The sequence below is a fragment of the Pseudomonas sp. IT-P171 genome (assembly GCF_949767765.1).
Taxonomy (GTDB): domain Bacteria; phylum Pseudomonadota; class Gammaproteobacteria; order Pseudomonadales; family Pseudomonadaceae; genus Aquipseudomonas; species Aquipseudomonas fluorescens_B.
In genome coordinates this window covers 34,532-52,033 of record NZ_CATKQN010000002.1, presented here as the reverse complement: position 1 = coordinate 52,033, position 17,502 = coordinate 34,532, and the positions used below count along the sequence as shown (strand labels likewise).

Sequence of the window (17,502 nt, the reverse complement as noted above, 5' to 3'; positions counted from 1 at the left end):
GCCTCGGCGCCTATGTCCTAAGCCGCCAACAGGCGCAAGGCCTTTTCCTTCAAAACGCCAAGATCAATCACCGGCACCCACATCTCCTTGGCCAGCTCATCCCACTGCCGCATGCGCAAACTGACGGCGCACAACGGGTCCTGCTCGAACGCTTCAGCCTCCGCCTCGGTCATCACCCCGCCCTGGTATTCCAGGGTCCGGCGGCTGGCTTCGCTCAAGCGATCGTAGTACCCGGGCTCTTTGAGTGTCAGATAACGCTTGGCTTGCACGTGGAATTCCACCAGCCGCGCCATGCGTTCGCTGAAGCCTGCGCGGCGCAGATAATCAGCACCCAACCGCTCATGGCTGACCACGCCGAAACCACCCATGTTCTCGGCGCTCTCGGCGCAAATGTGTCCGATGTCGTGAAAGAACGCCGCCAGCACCACTTCGTCATCGAAGCCTTCGGCCATGGCCAGTTGTGCGGCCTGGGACATGTGCTCGATTTGCGATACCGGCTCGCCGATGTAATCACTGTCGCCAAAACGCTCGTACAGCGCGAATACCTCGTCGATCACTTGCTCAGTGCGGTCCATCAACGCTCTCCCAATACAGTCGCGACATTACGTTCTGCCATGGCCGGCCCGACACTCATGCCGACGCCCGTGTGCATCAGCGCCACGCTCACGCCCGGCATCGGCCGCAGGAATGAAAACGGTCCTGGCCCGCGTGAACCATAGACACCCTGCCAGCGCTCGACCACTTGTACCTTGCAGCGCAACGTCTGCTCGGCCAGTTCGATCATCCAGTCGTCCACTTGCTCGGCGTTGAATGGCGAGGGGTCGCGGCCATAGTGATGGGAGTCGCCGATGATCAGTTCGCCGTAAGGCGTCGGGCTGATCAGCAGGTGAATACCGTTTTCGTGCAGGTGCGGCTCTTCACGCAGGATCTGCGCCTGCACCGCCGCCGCTTCCGGCAGATCGGCGAAGGCGCCGTAGTGCACGCAACTCAAACCGGTGAGCAGTGCGTGTTGCAGGTTGAGGTTGATCTGCGGGCGGGCGCGGAGCATTTGCAGGCGGCAGATTTGCGGGTTGAGCGCGGCCATCGGCTCGGCGAGCAAGGTCTGATAATCATGGCCGGAGCAGATGATGATCTGCTCGGCGCTGAAGGTGCCGGCGGTGCTGTGCAAACGGCCCGGTTCGATGTCGCGCACGAGGGTGGAGAAGTGAAACTCGACGTTCATTTCGCGGCGCAGGTAATCGATCAATGCCGGTATCGCTTCGCGGGAATACAGTTGTTGATCGTCCATGCCATGCAACGCGGCGCGATGATGGCTGAACTGGCCGCCGTACAGATCGCGCAATGCAGCACCGCGCAGCAGGTCGACGCGGTAACCGTGTTCCACGGCTCGTCCGGCGCAAAAAGCTTCCAGCAGGTGTTCCTCCGCCTCGGTGCGGGCGAACAGATACGAGCCGTTGCGCTTGAGCTGCAGGCCGGCCAGTGGCGCCCATTGTCCCCAGATCTCGCGGCTGGCCTTGGCCAGTTCCAGCATCGGGCCTGGCGGTTGGCCGGTGACGAGGGCCTGGCCGAAGTTGCGCACCGAGGCGCCGAGCGGGGTTTCGCTGCGTTCGAAAACCGTGACCTTGAGGCCGCGCCTGGCGGCAGCGTAGGCGTGGGACAGGCCGAGGATGCCGGCGCCTACGATCAGCATGTCGTTGGGGTGTGTCATTAAGATAATCCCGATTTTGTGGCGAGGGAGCTTGCTCCCGCTGGTCGCGAAGCGGCCCCAAAATAAGGGCCTGCTGCGCAGTCCAGCGGGAGCAAGCTCCCTCGCCACAGGATGTGAGTCAGTTACTTGGCAGCCACTTTCTCGGACTTGCCGTCATAGCGCTTGCGCCACTCGGTCAGGATCTCGTCGCGATTCTTCGACGCCCAGGCAAAGTCGTTCTTGATCAAACGCTGCTCGTAATCCGCCGGCAATTCAGTCTGCGGCTTGGCAATCCCCGGCTGCGCAAGCACCGCGAAGTTCTCTTTATAGAGCTCCATCGCCGCCGGACTGGCCGAGAAGTCAGCCAGTTTCTTCGCCGCATCTTCATGCGGTGTGCCCTTGATCACAGCCGTCGCTTCAATTTCCCAGCCCAGGCCTTCTTTCGGCAGGATGATGTCCAGCGGCGCGCCCTGGCGCTTCAACTGAACAGCCGGGTATTCAAAGGAAATACCAATCGGGAACTCCCCCGCCGCTGCCAGTTTGCAAGGCTTGGAGCCGGAGTGAACGTACTGGCCGATGTTCTGGTGCAGGTCGTCCATGTACTGCCAGCCCTGCTTCTCACCGAAGGTTTGCAGCCAGGCGCTGACATCGAGGAAACCGGTGCCGGACGAGGCCGGGTTGGGCATGACGATCTTGCCTTTGTACTCAGGCTTGGTCAGGTCCTGCCAGCTCACGGGTTTGGTCAAACCCTGTTTTTCCGCTTCGACGGTGTTGAAGCAAATGGTTGCGGCCCACACGTCCATGCCGACCCAGGCTGGCGGGTTGGCGGCGTCGCGGTAGTTGCCGCCGATCTTGCCCAGGTCTTTCGGCGCGTAGCTTTGCAGCATGCCTTGCTGATCGAGGATCGCCAGGCTCGATGCGGCAAGACCCCAGACGGCGTCAGCCTGTGGCCGGGCTTTTTCGGCCAGCAGCTTGGCGGTGATGATACCGGTGGAGTCGCGTACCCACTTGATCTCGACGTCCGGGTTGGCTTTTTCGAAGGCTTCTTTGTAGGTCTTCAATTGTTCGGCCTCGAGGGCGGTGTACACCGTCAACTCGGTTTTCGCCGCGAAGGCGTTCAGGCTGAAAGCGGTGAGGACAGCAGCGGCCAGGGCCATAGGCTTGAACATGATCTTTTCCTGTTTGAGTTGAGGTTTGCGGGATTGGAAATCAGTGACCGGGTGCGGTCTGGCGCCACGCCTGGGAACGGCGCAGCAAACCGCGCGAGGCCCAGGCCAGCAGCAGGGACACGCCCGCCGAGGTGAACAGAATCAGGGTCGACATCGCCGCCGCGCCGCCGACGTTGCCGGCGTCATCCATGTTCAGCACCGCCACCGCAGCAAGAATGGTGTCGGGGCTGTAGAGGAAGATCGCCGCCGAAACGGTGGTCATGGCCGAGACGAACAGATAGCGCACGATGTCCAGCAGCGCCGGCAGGCAAATCGGTACGGTGACCCGCAAGTAATGCCGATACAGCGGCGCCTTGAGCGACAGCGCGGCGGCTTCGAACTCAGCGTCGAGCTGGCGCAGCGCGGTGGTCGCGGTCATTTGCGCGGTGGTCAAATAGTGAGCAATGGTGCAGACCACCAGCAGGGTCATGGTTCCGTAAAGCACATGCAGCGGGTTGTCGGTGAGGTTGAAGAAGAAGACGTAACCCAGGCCCAGCACCAGCCCTGGCACCGCCATCGGTACGAAACTGAGCATGCGCAATGTCAGATTCAGTCCGCGCTGGCCTTTGGTTTTTTCCATCAGGTACGCGCCGGTGAAGATCAACGCACTGCCGATCAACGCCGTGCACAGGGCCATCTTCACGCTGTTGCCGTAGGCCAGCCAGCCACCGCCCGCCGTGTCGTTGAACTGGTAATGGTTGAGCGACAGCGACAGGTTGTACGGCCAGAATTTCACCAGCGACGAGAACACCGCCATGCCGAACACCAGCAGCAATACCGCGCAGATCAGCAGCACGATGGCGAGATAGAAGCCGTCGCGCAGTTTCGATGGTGCAGGTTGAAAGACCTGCGCCCGACCGCTCATGGAGTCGCCGTGGCGCCGACGCAACCAGGCATCGACACCGAAGCTGAACAGCGCCGGCAGTAACAGAACCATGCCGATCAATGCACCGCGACCGAACTGTTGCTGGCCGACCACGGCTTTGTAGGCTTCCAGCGCCAGCACCTGATAATCGCCGCCGACCACCACGGGCACGCCGAAGTCGGTGATGGTCAGGGTGAAGACCAGGCAGAACGCCGCGAACACCGCCTGACGCGTGGCCGGCCAGGTGATGCTGCGGAAGGCTTTGGCCGGACTGGCGCCCATGCTGGAGGCGGCATCGAAGAGACGCGCATCCGCCAGGGACAGGGCCGACAGCAAAATCATCAAGGCGTGTGGGAAGGTGTAGATCACCTCACCCAGAACGATGCCCCAGAAGCCGTAGATATTGTCCGAGAGCAAACCACGCAACAGGCCCTGGTTGCCGAACAGGTAAACCAGCGCAATCCCCGGCAACATCGAAGGCGCCATCAATGGCAACAACGACAGGCCACGCCAGAGGCCTTTGCCCGGTATCAACGTGCGTTGCAGGGCGTAGGCAAACAGGTAGGCCAGCGGTACGACAATGGCCGCCACGCTGAGGGAAACCTTCAGGCTGTTGCCGAGCAACCAGTGGAAATTCGCACTGGTGACCAGTTCACGCGCAGCCACCAGACCACCGCCCTGCCCGGCCTCCGGACTGAAGCCACGCCAGAAGATCGCCAGCAATGGCATCAACACGGCGATGCCTAGCAACACCAGCAACAAGACTTTGCCGCCGACCACGAACACCCGGTCGCCGATCTCGGCGCGGGAGGTCTGCCGAACCTGCTTGTGCGGTATCGGCAGCGCGATGTTCGCGCTCATCAGGCAAACACCTGCAGGCTGCGCGGCGGCAAGGCGACCATGATCTGCTGGGCGCCGAGTCGCGGCATGGCTTCCGGCGCCAGTTCCGCGAGCAAGGCGTGGCCCGGCAGTTGATCGAGCTCGAAACTCATTCGGCAGCGGTTGCCGAGGAAGGTGATTTCGCGAACCTTGGCCGGGAACAGGTTTTCCTCATGCACCAGCGGGTTGACGTTGATCGCTTCGGGGCGACAGAACAAACGGCCCGAGGCGGTTTTGGCGCTGCCGTCTGCCAGGCGCAGGCTCATCCCGCCGACCTGGGCGTGACTGTCGCTGCTGCGGCTGAATGGCAACCAATTGCCCTGACCGACAAACTCCGCCACGAACGGCGTGGCCGGACGATCGTAGATTTCCTGTGGCGTGGCGTACTGCTCAACCTTGCCGTTGTTCATCACCGCGATGCGGTCGGCCATCAGCATGGCCTCGTCTTGATTGTGCGTGACCATCAGGGTGGTGATGCCGAGGCTGCGTTGAAGTTGGCGCAGTTCGGTGCACAAGTGCTCGCGGACCCGGGCGTCGAGGGCCGACATCGGTTCGTCCAGCAACAACAACGACGGCGCCGGTGCCAGGGCGCGGGCCAGTGCGACACGTTGCTGCTGACCGCCGGACAATTGGCCGGGGTACTTTTTCTCACTGCCGATCAGGCCGACCAGCTCCAGCATCTGACCGACGCGCTTGCGCACTTCATCGCGACCGCTGCCGGCAAGGCCATAGGCAATGTTGGCTTCGACAGTGAGATTGGGGAACAGCGCGTAGGACTGGAACAGAATGCCGTAGTCCCGAGCCTGCGGTGCCAGGTGGGAAACGTCGCGATCACCGAGGTACAACTCGCCGCTGTCCTGTTTCTCCAGACCGGCGATGCAACGCAACAGCGTGGTTTTGCCACAACCCGACGGGCCCAGCAGGCACACCAGTTCACCGGCCGCCACGTCGAGGGAAACGTTATCCAGCGCAGTAAAGGCGCCGAAGCGTTTCTGCACGCCACGCACCCTCATCGGGGCGCCGGGATTGGTCAGGGCAGTTGCGATCGAGTGGTTCATGGACAGGCCTCATCAAGCAGATGAAGGCCATCCTAAGGAGGCAATGCGTCCGTCATGTGGCAGTGAGGCAAAAACGGCCGATAGTGGTATTCGGGGATTTGGGTTGGATAGCACAGGCAATGAATAACCTGTGGCGAGGGAGCTTGCTCCCGTTGGATTGCGCAGCAGGCCCCTTCTTTTCAGGGGAAAGGAGGCCGCTTCGCAGCCCGGCGGGAGCAAGCTCCCTCGCCACAGGGATTTATGCTGGGGCCATTTCCTGCGCCAGGCCGAGAAATGCTGCCGGCAGACGCGCACCCTTTCGCTCCTTGAGGCAGTACAAATACTCCGGAATCTGCGGCGCGTTCTCGAGGGTCAGCACACGCAATTGCGGATCATGCGGCACTTCCTGCCGGGCAATGATGCTGATCCCGATGTTGCGCAGCACCGCCTCGCGGATCGATTCACGGCTACCAATCTCCAGCAACGGCCCGAAACTCACCCCGGCGGTGGCCAGCAACTCCTCGGTCAGACGCCGGGTGGTCGAGCCCGGCTCGCGCATCAATAAGGTATGCCCGGCCAACGCGCTGAGCGGCACATGATCGTGCACCGCCAACGGGTGATGGCGATGCACCGCCAACACCAGCGGATCGCTGCCAAGGACCCGGCGAATCAGGCGCGCGTCGTCGAGCAGTTGCGAGGACGCGGCGACATCGACCCGGTAATCCTCCAAGGCTTCCAGCACCTGCTGCGAGTTGCCGATTTCCACCGACACTTCCACTTGCGGCAAGCGCTCGCGAAAGGTCTTCACCAGATCGAGAATGTAATACGGAGCGGTGGCGGCGATGCGCAACGTGCCCTGGACCTGGCCGCTGTTGCGCAGGAAAAACTCGATGTCGGCTTCCTGCTGCAACAGCGCCTTGACCATCGGCAGCAACCGCGCACCTTCATCGCTGACGCTGAGGCGGCGGCCGCCACGGTAAAACAGCTCGACCGAGTACTGGCTTTCCAGATTGCGGATCTGCGTGGTGACCGTGGGCTGGCTCAGGCCGAGCTTTTTCGCCGCCAGGGTAATGCTGCCCAGGCGGGCCACCATGTAAAACGCCTTCAGCTCGGCACTCAGCACACCCGCTCCTCATCGATTATTTGCGCAACAGACGCAAACCGTTGAACACCACCAACAGGCTCACGCCCATGTCGGCGAACACCGCCATCCACATGGTGGCGATCCCGGCGAAGGTTACCCCAAGAAAGATAGCCTTGATGACCAAAGCGAGGGCGATGTTCTGTTTGAGGATGCTCGACGTCTGCCGCGACAAACGTATGAACGTGGGAATCTTGCGCAGATCGTCGTCCATCAGGGCGACATCGGCGGTTTCGATGGCAGTATCGGTGCCGGCCGCGGCCATCGCAAAACCGATTTCCGCCCGGGCCAGTGCCGGAGCATCATTGATGCCGTCGCCGACCATGCCAACGTTATGACCCTGTGCATAAAGGGCTTCGATGGCTTGCAGTTTGTCGGTCGGCAGCAGATCACCCCTGGCCTCGTCGATGCCGACTTGCGCGGCAATCGCCTGGGCGGTGTGGACGTTGTCGCCGGTGAGCATCAGGGTCTTGATGCCCAGATCGTGCAGCTGCTGGATCGCCTCGCGGCTGGATTCCTTGACCGTATCGGCCACGGCGAACAGCGCCAGCGGACCGGAGTTGTCGAGCAACAGCACCACGGACTTGCCCTGTTTCTCCAGTGCAAACAGCTTTTCTTCCAGCTCTGGCGAGCACAGGTTCAGCTCTTCCACCAGGCGGTGGTTGCCCAAGTGGTAAGTCTTCCCGTCGATCTCACCGCGTACCCCGCGACCGCCCAGTGCTTCGAAGTTATGCACAACGAGCGGCGCAGAGGTTTTATCCACTGCGGCGTTAGCAATCGCCAACGACACCGGGTGGTCCGAGCGTCCGGCCAACGCCGCTGCAATTGCCGGCGCCGAGGCATCGGCCGTGGGATCAAGCGACAGGTAATCCGTCTGAACCGGCTTGCCGTGGGTGATCGTGCCGGTCTTGTCCAGCGCCAGATAGTCGAGCTTGTAGCCACCCTCCAGGTACACGCCGCCCTTGACCAAAATCCCTTTGCGCGCCGCCGCCGCGAGGCCGCTGACGATGGTCACCGGGGTGGAAATCACCAGTGCGCAGGGGCATGCGACCACCAGCAACACCAGCGCGCGGTAGATCCAGTCGAACCAGACTGCGCCCATGAACAGCGGCGGAATCACTGCCACCGCGAGGGCAAAGATGAACACGGCGGGGGTGTAGATTTTCGAAAACTGGTCAACGAAGCGTTGGGTCGGTGCTCGTGCGCCTTGCGCCTGTTCCACGGCGTGGATGATCCGGGCCAGGGTCGAATGGTTTGCGGCGGCGGTTACGGAAAACTCCAGAGATCCCGCCTGGTTGATAGTGCCGGCGAACACCTTGTCGCCAATGGTTTTCTCAACCGGCAGGCTTTCCCCGGTGATCGGCGCCTGATTGATGGTCGAACTGCCCGATATGACTTCGCCGTCCAGACCAATCCGCTCACCGGGCCGCACCCGCACCCGGGCGCCCGGCTCGATGGATTTCACGTCTTGCAAGATCCAGCTGCCATCGGCCTGCAACACCGTGGCCTGTTCCGGGGTCATCTGCATCAAGCCGCTGATGGCGTTACGCGCGCGGTCCAGGGACTTGGCCTCGATCAACTCGGCCACGGTGAACAGGAACATCACCATCGCCGCTTCCGGCCACTGTCCGATCAGGATCGCGCCGGTCACCGCGATGCTCATCAATGCATTGATGTTCAGGTTGAGATTTTTCAGCGCGATCCAGCCCTTCTTGTAGGTGCTGAGACCGGCGCTGAGGATCGAGATCAACGCGATAACCGCCACGACCCAATTGGGCGCCGCGCTGGTGAAGTGAATCACTTCGGCGGCGAGCGCGGTCACGCCGGACAACGCCAATGGCCACCACGGCTTTTTCTCGGGCGCTGGAACTGGCGCTTCGACGCCCTGCTCCAGCGGCTCGGCCTGCATGCCGAGGGACTTGATTGCGTCGATGATCGGCGCGGTGCTCGGCAGGTCGTGGGTCACGCCCAGCACGCGGTTGATCAGGTTGAATTCGAGCTGCTGCACACCCGCGAGCTTGCCGAGTTTGTTCTGGATCAGCGTCTGCTCGGTCGGACAGTCCATCGCGTCGATACGGAAACTGCTCAACCGCGCGTTGGCAGTTGAGTTTTCACTGAGCTTGATCAGCGACGGCGCCGCCGCTTTGGAAGAACAGCAGGAATCCCCGTGACCGCCATGGTCATGCTTCTGCACAGGCTGCAGCTTGTGGCTGTGATCGTGATCGTGATCGTGATCGTGATCAGCCTCGGGTTTGTGGGTGTGAAGGGAATCGCTCATTGGTTGCGTCCATGAAGGTGCCTGTTGCCAAGTAAAGACCCTGTAGCCACTATAGGGTCAAGCACCCATTTGGAGATTGCCGTCATGAAGATCGGAGAACTGGCGAAACTCACCGACTGCGCCGTGGAAACCATCCGCTACTACGAGCGCGAAAACCTGCTGCCGGAGCCGGCCCGCAGTGACGGCAACTACCGCGTCTACACCCAGGCCCATGCCGAGCGCCTGACTTTCATCCGCAACTGCCGCACCCTCGACATGACGCTGGAGGAGATTCGCAGCCTGCTGGCCTTGCGCGACAGCCCGCAGGATCAATGTGAGAGCGTGAATGCGCTGATCGACGAACATATTCATCACGTCAAAGCACGGATCGACGGGCTGCTGGCGTTACAGGCGCAACTGCTCGACCTGCGCCAACGCTGTGGCGAAGGGCCGGATATTGATCAGTGCGGGATTTTGCAGCGGCTGGAAGTGAGTGGCGGTGTGGTGGCGACGGAGGTTGAACAGTCGCATGTGGGCCGAAGCCACGGCCACTAAAAGCACACCCCAAAACCCAATGTGGGAGCTAGCTGCCTGCTAGCTCCCACAGGGGTATGGCGTGCAGATTGTCAGACCGCCATCGGCGCGGTCATTGGGGCGTGATGCTCGTAACCCTCGAGCGAAAAATCACTCGGCTCGATCAACTCCAGCCATTCCGGCTGATAAACACCCGTCTTGGCGAACTCCGGCACACGATCACTGATCACCAGTTTCGGCATCGGGAACGGCTCGCGCTTGAGCTGTTCGTTCAGCATGTCCAGATGGTTTTCGTAGACGTGCGCATCACCGATGAAATAGGTGAACCAGCGCGGCGTGTAGCCGGTCAGGCGACCGATCAGGCTCAGCAGCGCGGCACCTTCGGTGAGGTTGAACGGCGTGCCCAGGCCCAGGTCGTTGGAGCGGATGTAGAGCGTCAGGGAGATTTCCCTGGTCTCGACATTCGGGTGGAACTGGTACAGCAAGTGGCACGGCGGCAGAGCCATTTCATCGAGCTGCGCAACGTTCCAGCCGTGGAACAGGATGCGGCGGCTGCCGGGGTCCTTGATGATGGTGTCGACGCACTGACGGATCTGGTCGATCGCCTTGTACAGCACCACGTAGGCCTGACCGTCTTCTTCACCTTCGGCGATCTGACGATAGCCCTGGCTCAGGGTCTGCTCGATAGCAGCCTTATTGCTGATCGGGATCTGCTTGTACGCCGGCCATTTGCGCCATTGCACGCCGTAGATCTCGCCGAGGTCGTCCTCACCCTGACGGAACGGGTTGGCCAGCCACTGCGCGTTTTCGTTGGCGTTCTGGTCCCAGACCTTGCAGCCCAACGCGCGAAATTCCGCAGCGTTGTTCACTCCACGCAGGAAGCCGCACATCTCGCCGATGGCCGATTTGAAGGCCATCTTGCGCGTGGTGATCGCCGGGAACCCTTCCTGCAGGTCATAACGCAGCATCGCGCCGGGAAAACTGATGGTGTTCACGCCAGTGCGGTTGGCTTGTTTGGTGCCGTTCTTGATGACGTGGGCGACCAGTTCGAGATATTGCTTCATGAGTTACCTGTGTCCTTGAAACCGGAGCCGTCGCTCCGGTATTCGAATTTATACGGCTGCCGCTGGAGTCGCCGGGGCGCGGTGATACGCCAGCCAGATCAGGAACAGACCGCCGACGATCATCGGCACGCAGAGCACCTGGCCCATGGTCAGCCAGTTCCAGGCCAGATAGCCCAGTTGCGCGTCCGGCACGCGGACGAATTCGACGATGAAGCGGAAAATGCCATAGAACAGCGCGAACATCCCGGACACCGCCATGGTCGGCCGCGGTTTACGCGAGAACAGCCACAGGATCAGGAACAGCGCCACGCCTTCCAGCGCGAACTGATACAGCTGCGACGGGTGACGCGGCAACTGCGCCGGGTCGCTGAACGGCGGGAAGATCATCGCCCACGGCACGTCGGTCGCCTTGCCCCACAATTCGGCATTGATGAAGTTGCCGATACGCCCGGCGCCCAGGCCGATCGGCACCATTGGCGCGACGAAGTCCATCAGTTGGAAGAACGACTTGTTGTTCTTTTTACCGAACCACAACGCCGCCAGCATCACGCCGATGAAACCGCCGTGGAACGACATGCCGCCCTTCCACACTTCGAAAATCAGCGTCGGGTTGGCCAGATAAGCACTCAGATCGTAGAACAGCACATAGCCCAGGCGACCGCCGACGATCACACCCATCGACATCCAGAAGACCATGTCGGAGAGTTTCTCCTTGGTCCAGGTCGGGTCGAAACGGTTGAGCCGGCGCGACGCCAGCAGCCACGCACCGCCGATGCCGATCAGGTACATCAGGCCGTACCAGTGGATTTTCAGCGGACCGATGGCCAGGGCCACCGGGTCGATCTGCGGGTAAGGCAGCATTGCGACTCCTCGTTAGAGTTGAAACCTTCAAAATTCCCGGGCGACGCTGCCACCTCAGGATTAAGCCAGGATTGTGCGGTGCGTCAGATCAGGAAACTCAAACCTACGCAGAACAGCAAAGCGGCGAACAGTCTTTTCAGCAACTTCGGCGACAGCCTGTGGGCCAATCGCGCACCGAGACGGGCGAAAACCATACTGGTCAGGGCGATCCCCAGCAGCGCCGGCAAATAAATAAAACCGAGACTATGGGCCGGCAGCAACGGATCGTGCCAGCCCAGAATCATGAAACTTAATGCACTGGCCAGCGCAATGGGCAGGCCGCACGCCGATGACGTCGCCACCGCTTGTTGCATCGGCACACTGCGCCAGGTCAGGAACGGCACGGTCAGCGAACCGCCGCCAATCCCGAAAATCGCCGAGGCCCAGCCAATCACGGTGCCGGCCAGGGTCAGACCGACTTTTCCCGGCACCGTTCGGCTGGCCTTGGGTTTGACGTCCAGCATAAGCTGCACGGCGATGATCAGGGCAAACACGCCGATGATTTTCTGCAGGTTGGGCCCGGAGATCGCTTCGGCGGTCAGCGCTCCGAAACCGGCGCCCAGCAGAATGCCGACGGTCATCCAGGCAAAGATCGGCCAACGCACGGCACCGCGGCGATGGTGTTCGCGCACCGCGTTGACCGAGGTGAAAATGATCGTCGCCAGGGAGGTGCCGACCGCCAGGTGAGTCAGGATCGACGCATCGAAGCCCTGCAGGGTGAAACTGAACACCAGCACCGGAACGATGATGATCCCACCGCCCACGCCAAACAGCCCGGCGAGCACTCCGGCACAGGCGCCGAGCGCCAGATAGAGCAGAAATTCCATGCTGTTTCCCCACCCAACCCCAAAACCGGAGCGGCATGGTAACGGATGCATGGCCTTGGGCTCCACTGGATGGCGATGGATACCAGCACCATGACTGCGTAGAGTGGGCAAAAAACACACAAGGACCACCTTATGTGCCTGATTGTCTTTGCCTGGCGCCCGGGTCATGCCCAGCCGCTGATCGTGGCGGCCAACCGCGACGAATTCTATGCCCGGCCCAGCCTGCCCCTGGCGCAGTGGCCCGAAGCACCGCAGGTCCACGCCGGTCGCGACCTGGAAGCCGGTGGCACCTGGCTCGGTGTCGGCGCTAACGGGCGCTTCGCCGCCCTGACCAATATCCGCGACCCTCATCAACCGCCCGCGCGGAAATCCCGGGGTGAGCTCGTCGCGCAATTTCTCAATGGCGAAATGCCGATTGATGATTACTTGGCCGACGTTGTCAGACGTTCGCTGGAATATGCCGGATTTAACCTGCTTATCGGCAACGCCAACGAGCTGTGGCATTACAACGCACAGGGAACTGAGGCAGTGATGCTGCAGCCGGGCGTTTACGGTTTATCGAATGCGGGACTGGATACGCCGTGGCCGAAGTTGCTCAAGGCGCGGGCAGCGTTGGAGACGGTTCTGGATAATCCGCAGCCTGAGGCGTTGTTGGCGTTGCTGAGTGATGCGCAGGTGGCGCCGTTTGCGGAGCTGCCCGACACCGGGGTGGGTTTGGCGACCGAGACGCTGTTATCGAGTGTGTTTATTGCCAGCCAGAGTTACGGGACGCGGGCGAGTACGGCGTTGATTGTTCATGCCGACGGGACGCGGCATCTGGTTGAACGGAGTTTCGGGCCGTATGGCGGGCATTTGGGGGAAGTTGAGGTCAGGATTTGACAATAAATTGTGGCGAGGGAGCTTGCTCCCGCTCGACTGCGTAGCAGTCGCAAAATGGCAGATGAAGTTTTCCGAAAGAAAACATTGGCCAGATTGGGAGCGCTTCGCACTCCAGCAGGGGAGCAAGCTCCCTCGCCACAAGGGTCCTCAGTGTTTCAGAGAGGCTTGATCGCCGCCGGATTGATCATCCGCGCCAATCCGAGGTTCTTCAGCGCCAACTGCAGCGAACTGTGGATCACTTGCGGGTTGTCGATGGTCATCAGCTCCGCGAGCAGTTCCTTGGCCTTGCTCAGGTTGATCTGACGCAGCATCCACTTCACTTTCGGCAGGTTGGTGGCGTTCATCGACAGGCTGTCAAAGCCCATCGCCATCAACAACACCGCCGCCGCCGGATCACCGGCCATTTCACCGCAGATGCTCACCGGCTTGCCTTCGGCATGGGCGTCACGCACCACGCTTTGAAGGGCTTGCAGCACCGCCGGGTGCAGGTAGTCGTAGAGGTCGGCTACCCGCGGGTTGTTTCGGTCCACCGCCAGCAGGTACTGGGTCAGGTCGTTGGAGCCGACCGACAGGAAATCCACTTGCCGTGCCAGTTCCTTGGTCTGATACACCGCCGCCGGGATCTCGATCATCACGCCGATCGGCGGCATAGGTACGTCGCAGCCTTCATCGCGGACTTCACCCCAGGCCCGGTGAATCAGGTGCAGGGCTTCTTCGAGTTCATGGGTGCCGGAGATCATCGGCAACAGAATCCGCAGGTTGTTCAGGCCTTCGCTGGCCTTGAGCATCGCGCGGGTCTGCACCAGGAAGATTTCCGGGTGGTCGAGGGTGACGCGAATGCCGCGCCAGCCGAGGAACGGGTTGTCTTCCTTGATCGGGAAGTAAGAAAGCGATTTGTCACCGCCGATGTCCAGGCTGCGCATGGTCACCGGTTGCGGATGGAACGCGGCGAGTTGCTCGCGGTAGATCGCCAACTGCTCCTTTTCGCTCGGGAACCGCTGGTTGATCATGAACGGCACTTCGGTGCGGTACAGACCGACACCCTCGGCGCCGCGCTTCTGCGCCCGCGCCACGTCAGCCAGCAGGCCGGTGTTGACCCAAAGCGGCATGCGGTGGCCATCGACGGTCACGCACGGCAAGTCGCGCAATGCATCCAGCCCGAGGGCCAGTTGTTTTTCTTCCTCGACCACTTCGGCGAACTGCTTTCGCAGTACTTCGCTGGGGTTGGTGTAGACCTCACCGTGATAGCCGTCGACGATCATCTGAATGCCGTCGACCTTGGAATACGGCAGGTCGACCAGGCCCATCACCGTCGGGATGCCCATGGCGCGCGCGAGGATTGCCACGTGGGAGTTGCCGGAGCCAAGTACCGACACCAGGCCCGCCAGCTTGCCTTCCGGCACCTCGCCGAGCATCGCCGGCGTCAGCTCTTCGCTGATCAGAATGGTGTTGTCGGGGTAGACCAGGGTCTGCTGGCGCTCTTCCTGCAAGTAGGCAAGCAAGCGGCGACCGAGGTCCTTGACGTCCGAGGCGCGCTCACGCAGGTAGGCGTCGTCCATCAATTCGAAACGATTGACATGATCGGTGACCACCTGGCGCAGCGCGCCCTGGGCCCACTGACCGGTCTTGATCACAGTGGTCACTTCGTTGCCCAGCGCGGCGTCGTCGAGCATCATCAGATACACGTCGAACAAGGCCCGCTCTTCGGGGCGCAGCTGCGTGGCCAATTTGGCCGACAGCGCACGCATGTCGGCGCGCACGCCTTCGATGGCGGTCTTGAACAGCCCGAGTTCAGCTTCGATGTCGACGATGGTCTTGTCCGGCACCACATCCAGATCGGCCGGAGGCAACATGACCACCGCCGTACCGACCGCCGCACCCGGCGAGCCCGGCACACCGACGAACTTGGCTTCCTGAATCCCTTTGCCCTGACGGCCCAGCCCCCGAATCGAACCGGTGGCCTCGGCGTGGGCGATAACGCCGGCGAGCTGCGCGCTCATGGTCACGAGGAAGGCTTCTTCACCCTCATCGAACTGGCGGCGTTCTTTTTGCTGAATGACCAACACGCCGACGACGCGGCGGTGGTGAATGATCGGCGCCCCGAGGAATGAGGCGTAGCGCTCTTCACCGGTCTCGGCGAAGTAGCGGTAGCGCGGGTGATCCGCGGCGTTTTCGAGGTTAAGGGGTTCTTCACGCGTGCCGACCAGGCCGACCAGACCTTCGTTGGGTGCCATGCTGACTTTGCCGATCGAGCGCTTGTTCAAGCCCTCGGTCGCCATCAGCACGAAGCGGTTGGTCTCGGGGTCAAGCAGGTAGACCGAGCAGACCTGGCTGCCCATGGCCTCTTTGACGCGCAACACAATAATCCCCAACGCCGCCTTGAGATCCTTGGCGGAGTTAACTTCCTGGACGATCTTGCGCAGCGTATTGAGCATGGCTCGGGGTCGAACTCCGTCGTCAGTCGCGCGCTAAAAGGCGCGGGGCAAGCTCTTTGAGAGCGCGTCGATACACCTCGCGCTTGAATGTCACCACCTGGCCCAACGGATACCAATAGCTGACCCAGCGCCAGCCATCGAATTCCGGTTTACCGGTCAAATCCATCCGCACCCGCTGCTCGTTGGAGATCAGGCGCAGGAGAAACCATTTCTGTTTCTGGCCGATGCACAGCGGTTGGCTGTGGGTACGGACCAGACGTTGCGGCAAACGATAGCGCAACCAGCCCCGGGTGCAGGCGAGAATTTCAACATCTTCACGCTCCAGACCCACTTCTTCGTTCAACTCGCGGTACAAGGCGTCTTCCGGCGTCTCCTGGGGGTTGATACCACCCTGTGGAAACTGCCAGGCATCTTGATTGATACGGCGAGCCCATAGCACCTGTCCGGCATCATTCGTGAGAATGATCCCGACATTGGGGCGGAAACCATCGGGGTCGATCACGGCAACAACCTCGCAAACGCATGTCGCCGCATTGTTCCACAAAGGTTGTGAAGGCAGCAACGAGCCGGCTTAGCTTATGTGCACTCTTGTGAAAAGTCCGTATTCTGGACACCTTTCTACAGACTTTTCAGCGAGTAACTGCAATGCGGCTGGCTTTATTCGACTTGGACAACACCCTTCTGGGCGGCGACAGTGACCACGCCTGGGGCGATTACCTGTGCGAACGCGGCTTCCTCGACGCCGTTGCCTACAAGGCACGCAACGATGAGTTCTATCAGGATTACCTGGCCGGCAAGCTGGATAACGACGCCTACCTGAACTTTTGCCTGGAAGTCCTTGGCCGCACCGAAATGGCCACGCTGGATCAATGGCACCTCGATTACATGCGCGACTGCATCGAGCCGATTGTGTTGCCCAAGGCGATCGATCTACTGGCCCAGCATCGTGAAGCGGGTGACAAGCTGGTGATCATCACCGCGACCAACCGCTTTGTAACCGGTCCGATTGCCGAGCGTTTGGGCGTTGAAACCCTGATCGCCACCGAATGTGAAATGGTCGATGGCCGTTATACCGGGCGCAGCACCGACATCCCGTGCTTCCGTGAAGGCAAAGTGACGCGGCTGAGTCGCTGGCTGGAAGAAACCGGGCATTCGCTGGAAGACAGTTACTTCTATAGCGACTCGATGAACGACTTGTCATTGCTGGAGCAGGTGGCGAATCCGGTGGCGGTTGATCCGGATCCGAACTTGCGAGCCGAGGCCGAGAAGCGTGGCTGGCCGGTGATCAGTCTGCGCGACTGAAATCGCCATCGCGGGCTTGCCCGCGATGGGGGTCGACTCGCCCAAGCCTTAAACCGGCTTCGCGCCCATCAATCCCGCAATCGCGACAAAACAAACAAAGCTGAACAGTGCCAGTGCAAAGGTGAACCTGCCGTTGCCTCCCGGCGCAGTGCGCAGCCTGTTCAGCCGCACCAGCAACCAGAACCAGCCCAACGCCGCCACGGTGTAGAGCACGCTGGACCCCAGCAACCACGTCTGCCCCAGCGGCCAGCCCACCAGGTGCACCATCCACCAGCCGGTAAACGGCATGCTCAGCAACGCCACGCCCATCAGTAGCCAGACGAACACTCGTGGCCGCTGGAGCGTGCGCGCCGCAGCAGTCGTATCGCCATTACGCCGCGTTCGCCAAACCCATATCCCCAGGCCCAGTGCACAGCCCAACAATATTGCCGTCGCCGCGGTGTGGGCCATTTTCAGGGCAGTTAACGTTTCCATTGTTCGATTTCCT

At 61.3% G+C, this 17,502-nt stretch carries 16 protein-coding genes; 3 read left to right on the top strand and 13 right to left on the bottom strand.

The features are described from left to right. Positions 1-17: 17 nt before the first annotated feature. The 7 genes from ACM6I5_RS01375 to ACM6I5_RS01345 form a co-directional block, all read right to left on the bottom strand. Positions 18-575 (bottom strand): phosphonate degradation HD-domain oxygenase, encoded by a 558-nt coding sequence (locus ACM6I5_RS01375; protein ID WP_414883053.1) that lies wholly within the window; start codon positions 573-575, stop codon positions 18-20. Continuing rightward, the gene (locus ACM6I5_RS01370) at positions 575-1,708 is read right to left on the bottom strand and encodes a TIGR03364 family FAD-dependent oxidoreductase (protein ID WP_017341315.1); all 1,134 of its coding nucleotides are present in this window, start codon (positions 1,706-1,708) and stop codon (positions 575-577) included. The genes ACM6I5_RS01375 and ACM6I5_RS01370 overlap by 1 nt, the downstream gene beginning before the upstream one ends. Positions 1,709-1,830: 122 nt before the next feature. Then, positions 1,831-2,856: a putative 2-aminoethylphosphonate ABC transporter substrate-binding protein gene (locus ACM6I5_RS01365; protein WP_017341316.1), complete on the bottom strand. Its 1,026-nt coding sequence runs from the start codon at positions 2,854-2,856 to the stop codon at positions 1,831-1,833. A gap of 40 nt (positions 2,857-2,896) precedes the next feature. Beyond that, positions 2,897-4,621, bottom strand: a complete 1,725-nt coding sequence (locus tag ACM6I5_RS01360) for a putative 2-aminoethylphosphonate ABC transporter permease subunit (protein ID WP_414883052.1) — start codon at positions 4,619-4,621, stop codon at positions 2,897-2,899. Continuing rightward, positions 4,621-5,697: a putative 2-aminoethylphosphonate ABC transporter ATP-binding protein gene (locus ACM6I5_RS01355; protein ID WP_017341318.1), complete on the bottom strand. Its 1,077-nt coding sequence runs from the start codon at positions 5,695-5,697 to the stop codon at positions 4,621-4,623. Before ACM6I5_RS01355 ends, ACM6I5_RS01360 begins: the two co-directional genes overlap by 1 nt. Before the next feature lie 238 nt (positions 5,698-5,935). Beyond that, entirely contained in the window at positions 5,936-6,799 is an 864-nt protein-coding gene (locus ACM6I5_RS01350) for a LysR family transcriptional regulator (protein ID WP_414880142.1), read from the bottom strand. A gap of 16 nt (positions 6,800-6,815) precedes the next feature. Then, on the bottom strand, positions 6,816-9,095 hold the full coding sequence (locus ACM6I5_RS01345; protein ID WP_414883051.1) for a heavy metal translocating P-type ATPase: 2,280 nt from the start codon (positions 9,093-9,095) through the stop codon (positions 6,816-6,818). An 84-nt stretch (positions 9,096-9,179) separates the two neighbouring features. Here ACM6I5_RS01345 and cadR point away from each other — a divergent pair, with 84 nt between their 5' ends. Beyond that, the gene (cadR, locus tag ACM6I5_RS01340) at positions 9,180-9,629 is read left to right on the top strand and encodes a Cd(II)/Pb(II)-responsive transcriptional regulator (protein WP_017341321.1); all 450 of its coding nucleotides are present in this window, start codon (positions 9,180-9,182) and stop codon (positions 9,627-9,629) included. 71 nt (positions 9,630-9,700) lie between these two features. Here cadR and ACM6I5_RS01335 read toward each other — a convergent pair whose 3' ends face one another. The 3 genes from ACM6I5_RS01335 to ACM6I5_RS01325 all read right to left on the bottom strand — a co-directional run bounded on the left by ACM6I5_RS01335 (position 9,701) and on the right by ACM6I5_RS01325 (position 12,399). After that, complete coding sequence (locus tag ACM6I5_RS01335) at positions 9,701-10,672, bottom strand: thymidylate synthase (RefSeq protein ID WP_414883050.1); 972 nt, start codon at positions 10,670-10,672, stop codon at positions 9,701-9,703. A 48-nt stretch (positions 10,673-10,720) separates the two neighbouring features. Further along, the gene (gene lgt / locus ACM6I5_RS01330; RefSeq protein WP_017341323.1) at positions 10,721-11,533 is read right to left on the bottom strand and encodes a prolipoprotein diacylglyceryl transferase; all 813 of its coding nucleotides are present in this window, start codon (positions 11,531-11,533) and stop codon (positions 10,721-10,723) included. Between the two features lie 83 nt (positions 11,534-11,616). Further along, positions 11,617-12,399, bottom strand: coding sequence for a sulfite exporter TauE/SafE family protein (locus tag ACM6I5_RS01325; protein WP_253433382.1), 783 nt, complete (start codon positions 12,397-12,399; stop codon positions 11,617-11,619). Between the two features lie 132 nt (positions 12,400-12,531). Between ACM6I5_RS01325 and ACM6I5_RS01320 the strand changes: the two genes are divergently transcribed. After that, positions 12,532-13,278 (top strand): NRDE family protein, encoded by a 747-nt coding sequence (locus ACM6I5_RS01320; RefSeq protein ID WP_414883049.1) that lies wholly within the window; start codon positions 12,532-12,534, stop codon positions 13,276-13,278. A 155-nt stretch (positions 13,279-13,433) separates the two neighbouring features. Here the strand turns inward: ACM6I5_RS01320 and ptsP are convergent, their stop codons facing one another. Next, the gene (ptsP, locus tag ACM6I5_RS01315) at positions 13,434-15,713 is read right to left on the bottom strand and encodes a phosphoenolpyruvate--protein phosphotransferase (RefSeq protein ID WP_017341326.1); all 2,280 of its coding nucleotides are present in this window, start codon (positions 15,711-15,713) and stop codon (positions 13,434-13,436) included. 22 nt (positions 15,714-15,735) lie between these two features. Then, positions 15,736-16,215, bottom strand: a complete 480-nt coding sequence (locus ACM6I5_RS01310; RefSeq protein WP_007897732.1) for an RNA pyrophosphohydrolase — start codon at positions 16,213-16,215, stop codon at positions 15,736-15,738. Positions 16,216-16,358: 143 nt separating this feature from the next. Here ACM6I5_RS01310 and ACM6I5_RS01305 point away from each other — a divergent pair, with 143 nt between their 5' ends. After that, complete coding sequence (locus tag ACM6I5_RS01305; protein ID WP_017341327.1) at positions 16,359-17,015, top strand: HAD family hydrolase; 657 nt, start codon at positions 16,359-16,361, stop codon at positions 17,013-17,015. A 48-nt stretch (positions 17,016-17,063) separates the two neighbouring features. On the opposite strand, the gene ACM6I5_RS01300 is transcribed toward ACM6I5_RS01305, so the two are convergent. Beyond that, positions 17,064-17,489, bottom strand: a complete 426-nt coding sequence (locus ACM6I5_RS01300; protein WP_017341328.1) for a DUF2269 domain-containing protein — start codon at positions 17,487-17,489, stop codon at positions 17,064-17,066. Between the last annotated feature and the right edge of the window lie 13 nt (positions 17,490-17,502).

Excerpts from the sequence above, each read along its gene's own strand:
- ACM6I5_RS01375 (WP_414883053.1), bottom strand. The coding sequence starts at position 575 with ATGGACCGCACTGAGCAAGTGATCGACGAGGTATTCGCGCTGTACGAG.
- ACM6I5_RS01370 (WP_017341315.1), bottom strand. The coding sequence starts at position 1,708 with ATGACACACCCCAACGACATGCTGATCGTAGGCGCCGGCATCCTCGGC.
- ACM6I5_RS01365 (WP_017341316.1), bottom strand. The coding sequence starts at position 2,856 with ATGTTCAAGCCTATGGCCCTGGCCGCTGCTGTCCTCACCGCTTTCAGC.
- ACM6I5_RS01360 (WP_414883052.1), bottom strand. The coding sequence starts at position 4,621 with ATGAGCGCGAACATCGCGCTGCCGATACCGCACAAGCAGGTTCGGCAG.
- ACM6I5_RS01355 (WP_017341318.1), bottom strand. The coding sequence starts at position 5,697 with ATGAACCACTCGATCGCAACTGCCCTGACCAATCCCGGCGCCCCGATG.
- ACM6I5_RS01345 (WP_414883051.1), bottom strand. The coding sequence starts at position 9,095 with ATGAGCGATTCCCTTCACACCCACAAACCCGAGGCTGATCACGATCAC.
- cadR (WP_017341321.1), top strand. The coding sequence starts at position 9,180 with ATGAAGATCGGAGAACTGGCGAAACTCACCGACTGCGCCGTGGAAACC.
- ACM6I5_RS01335 (WP_414883050.1), bottom strand. The coding sequence starts at position 10,672 with ATGAAGCAATATCTCGAACTGGTCGCCCACGTCATCAAGAACGGCACC.
- lgt (WP_017341323.1), bottom strand. The coding sequence starts at position 11,533 with ATGCTGCCTTACCCGCAGATCGACCCGGTGGCCCTGGCCATCGGTCCG.
- ACM6I5_RS01325 (WP_253433382.1), bottom strand. The coding sequence starts at position 12,399 with ATGGAATTTCTGCTCTATCTGGCGCTCGGCGCCTGTGCCGGAGTGCTC.
- ACM6I5_RS01320 (WP_414883049.1), top strand. The coding sequence starts at position 12,532 with ATGTGCCTGATTGTCTTTGCCTGGCGCCCGGGTCATGCCCAGCCGCTG.
- ptsP (WP_017341326.1), bottom strand. The coding sequence starts at position 15,713 with ATGCTCAATACGCTGCGCAAGATCGTCCAGGAAGTTAACTCCGCCAAG.
- ACM6I5_RS01305 (WP_017341327.1), top strand. The coding sequence starts at position 16,359 with ATGCGGCTGGCTTTATTCGACTTGGACAACACCCTTCTGGGCGGCGAC.
- ACM6I5_RS01300 (WP_017341328.1), bottom strand. The coding sequence starts at position 17,489 with ATGGAAACGTTAACTGCCCTGAAAATGGCCCACACCGCGGCGACGGCA.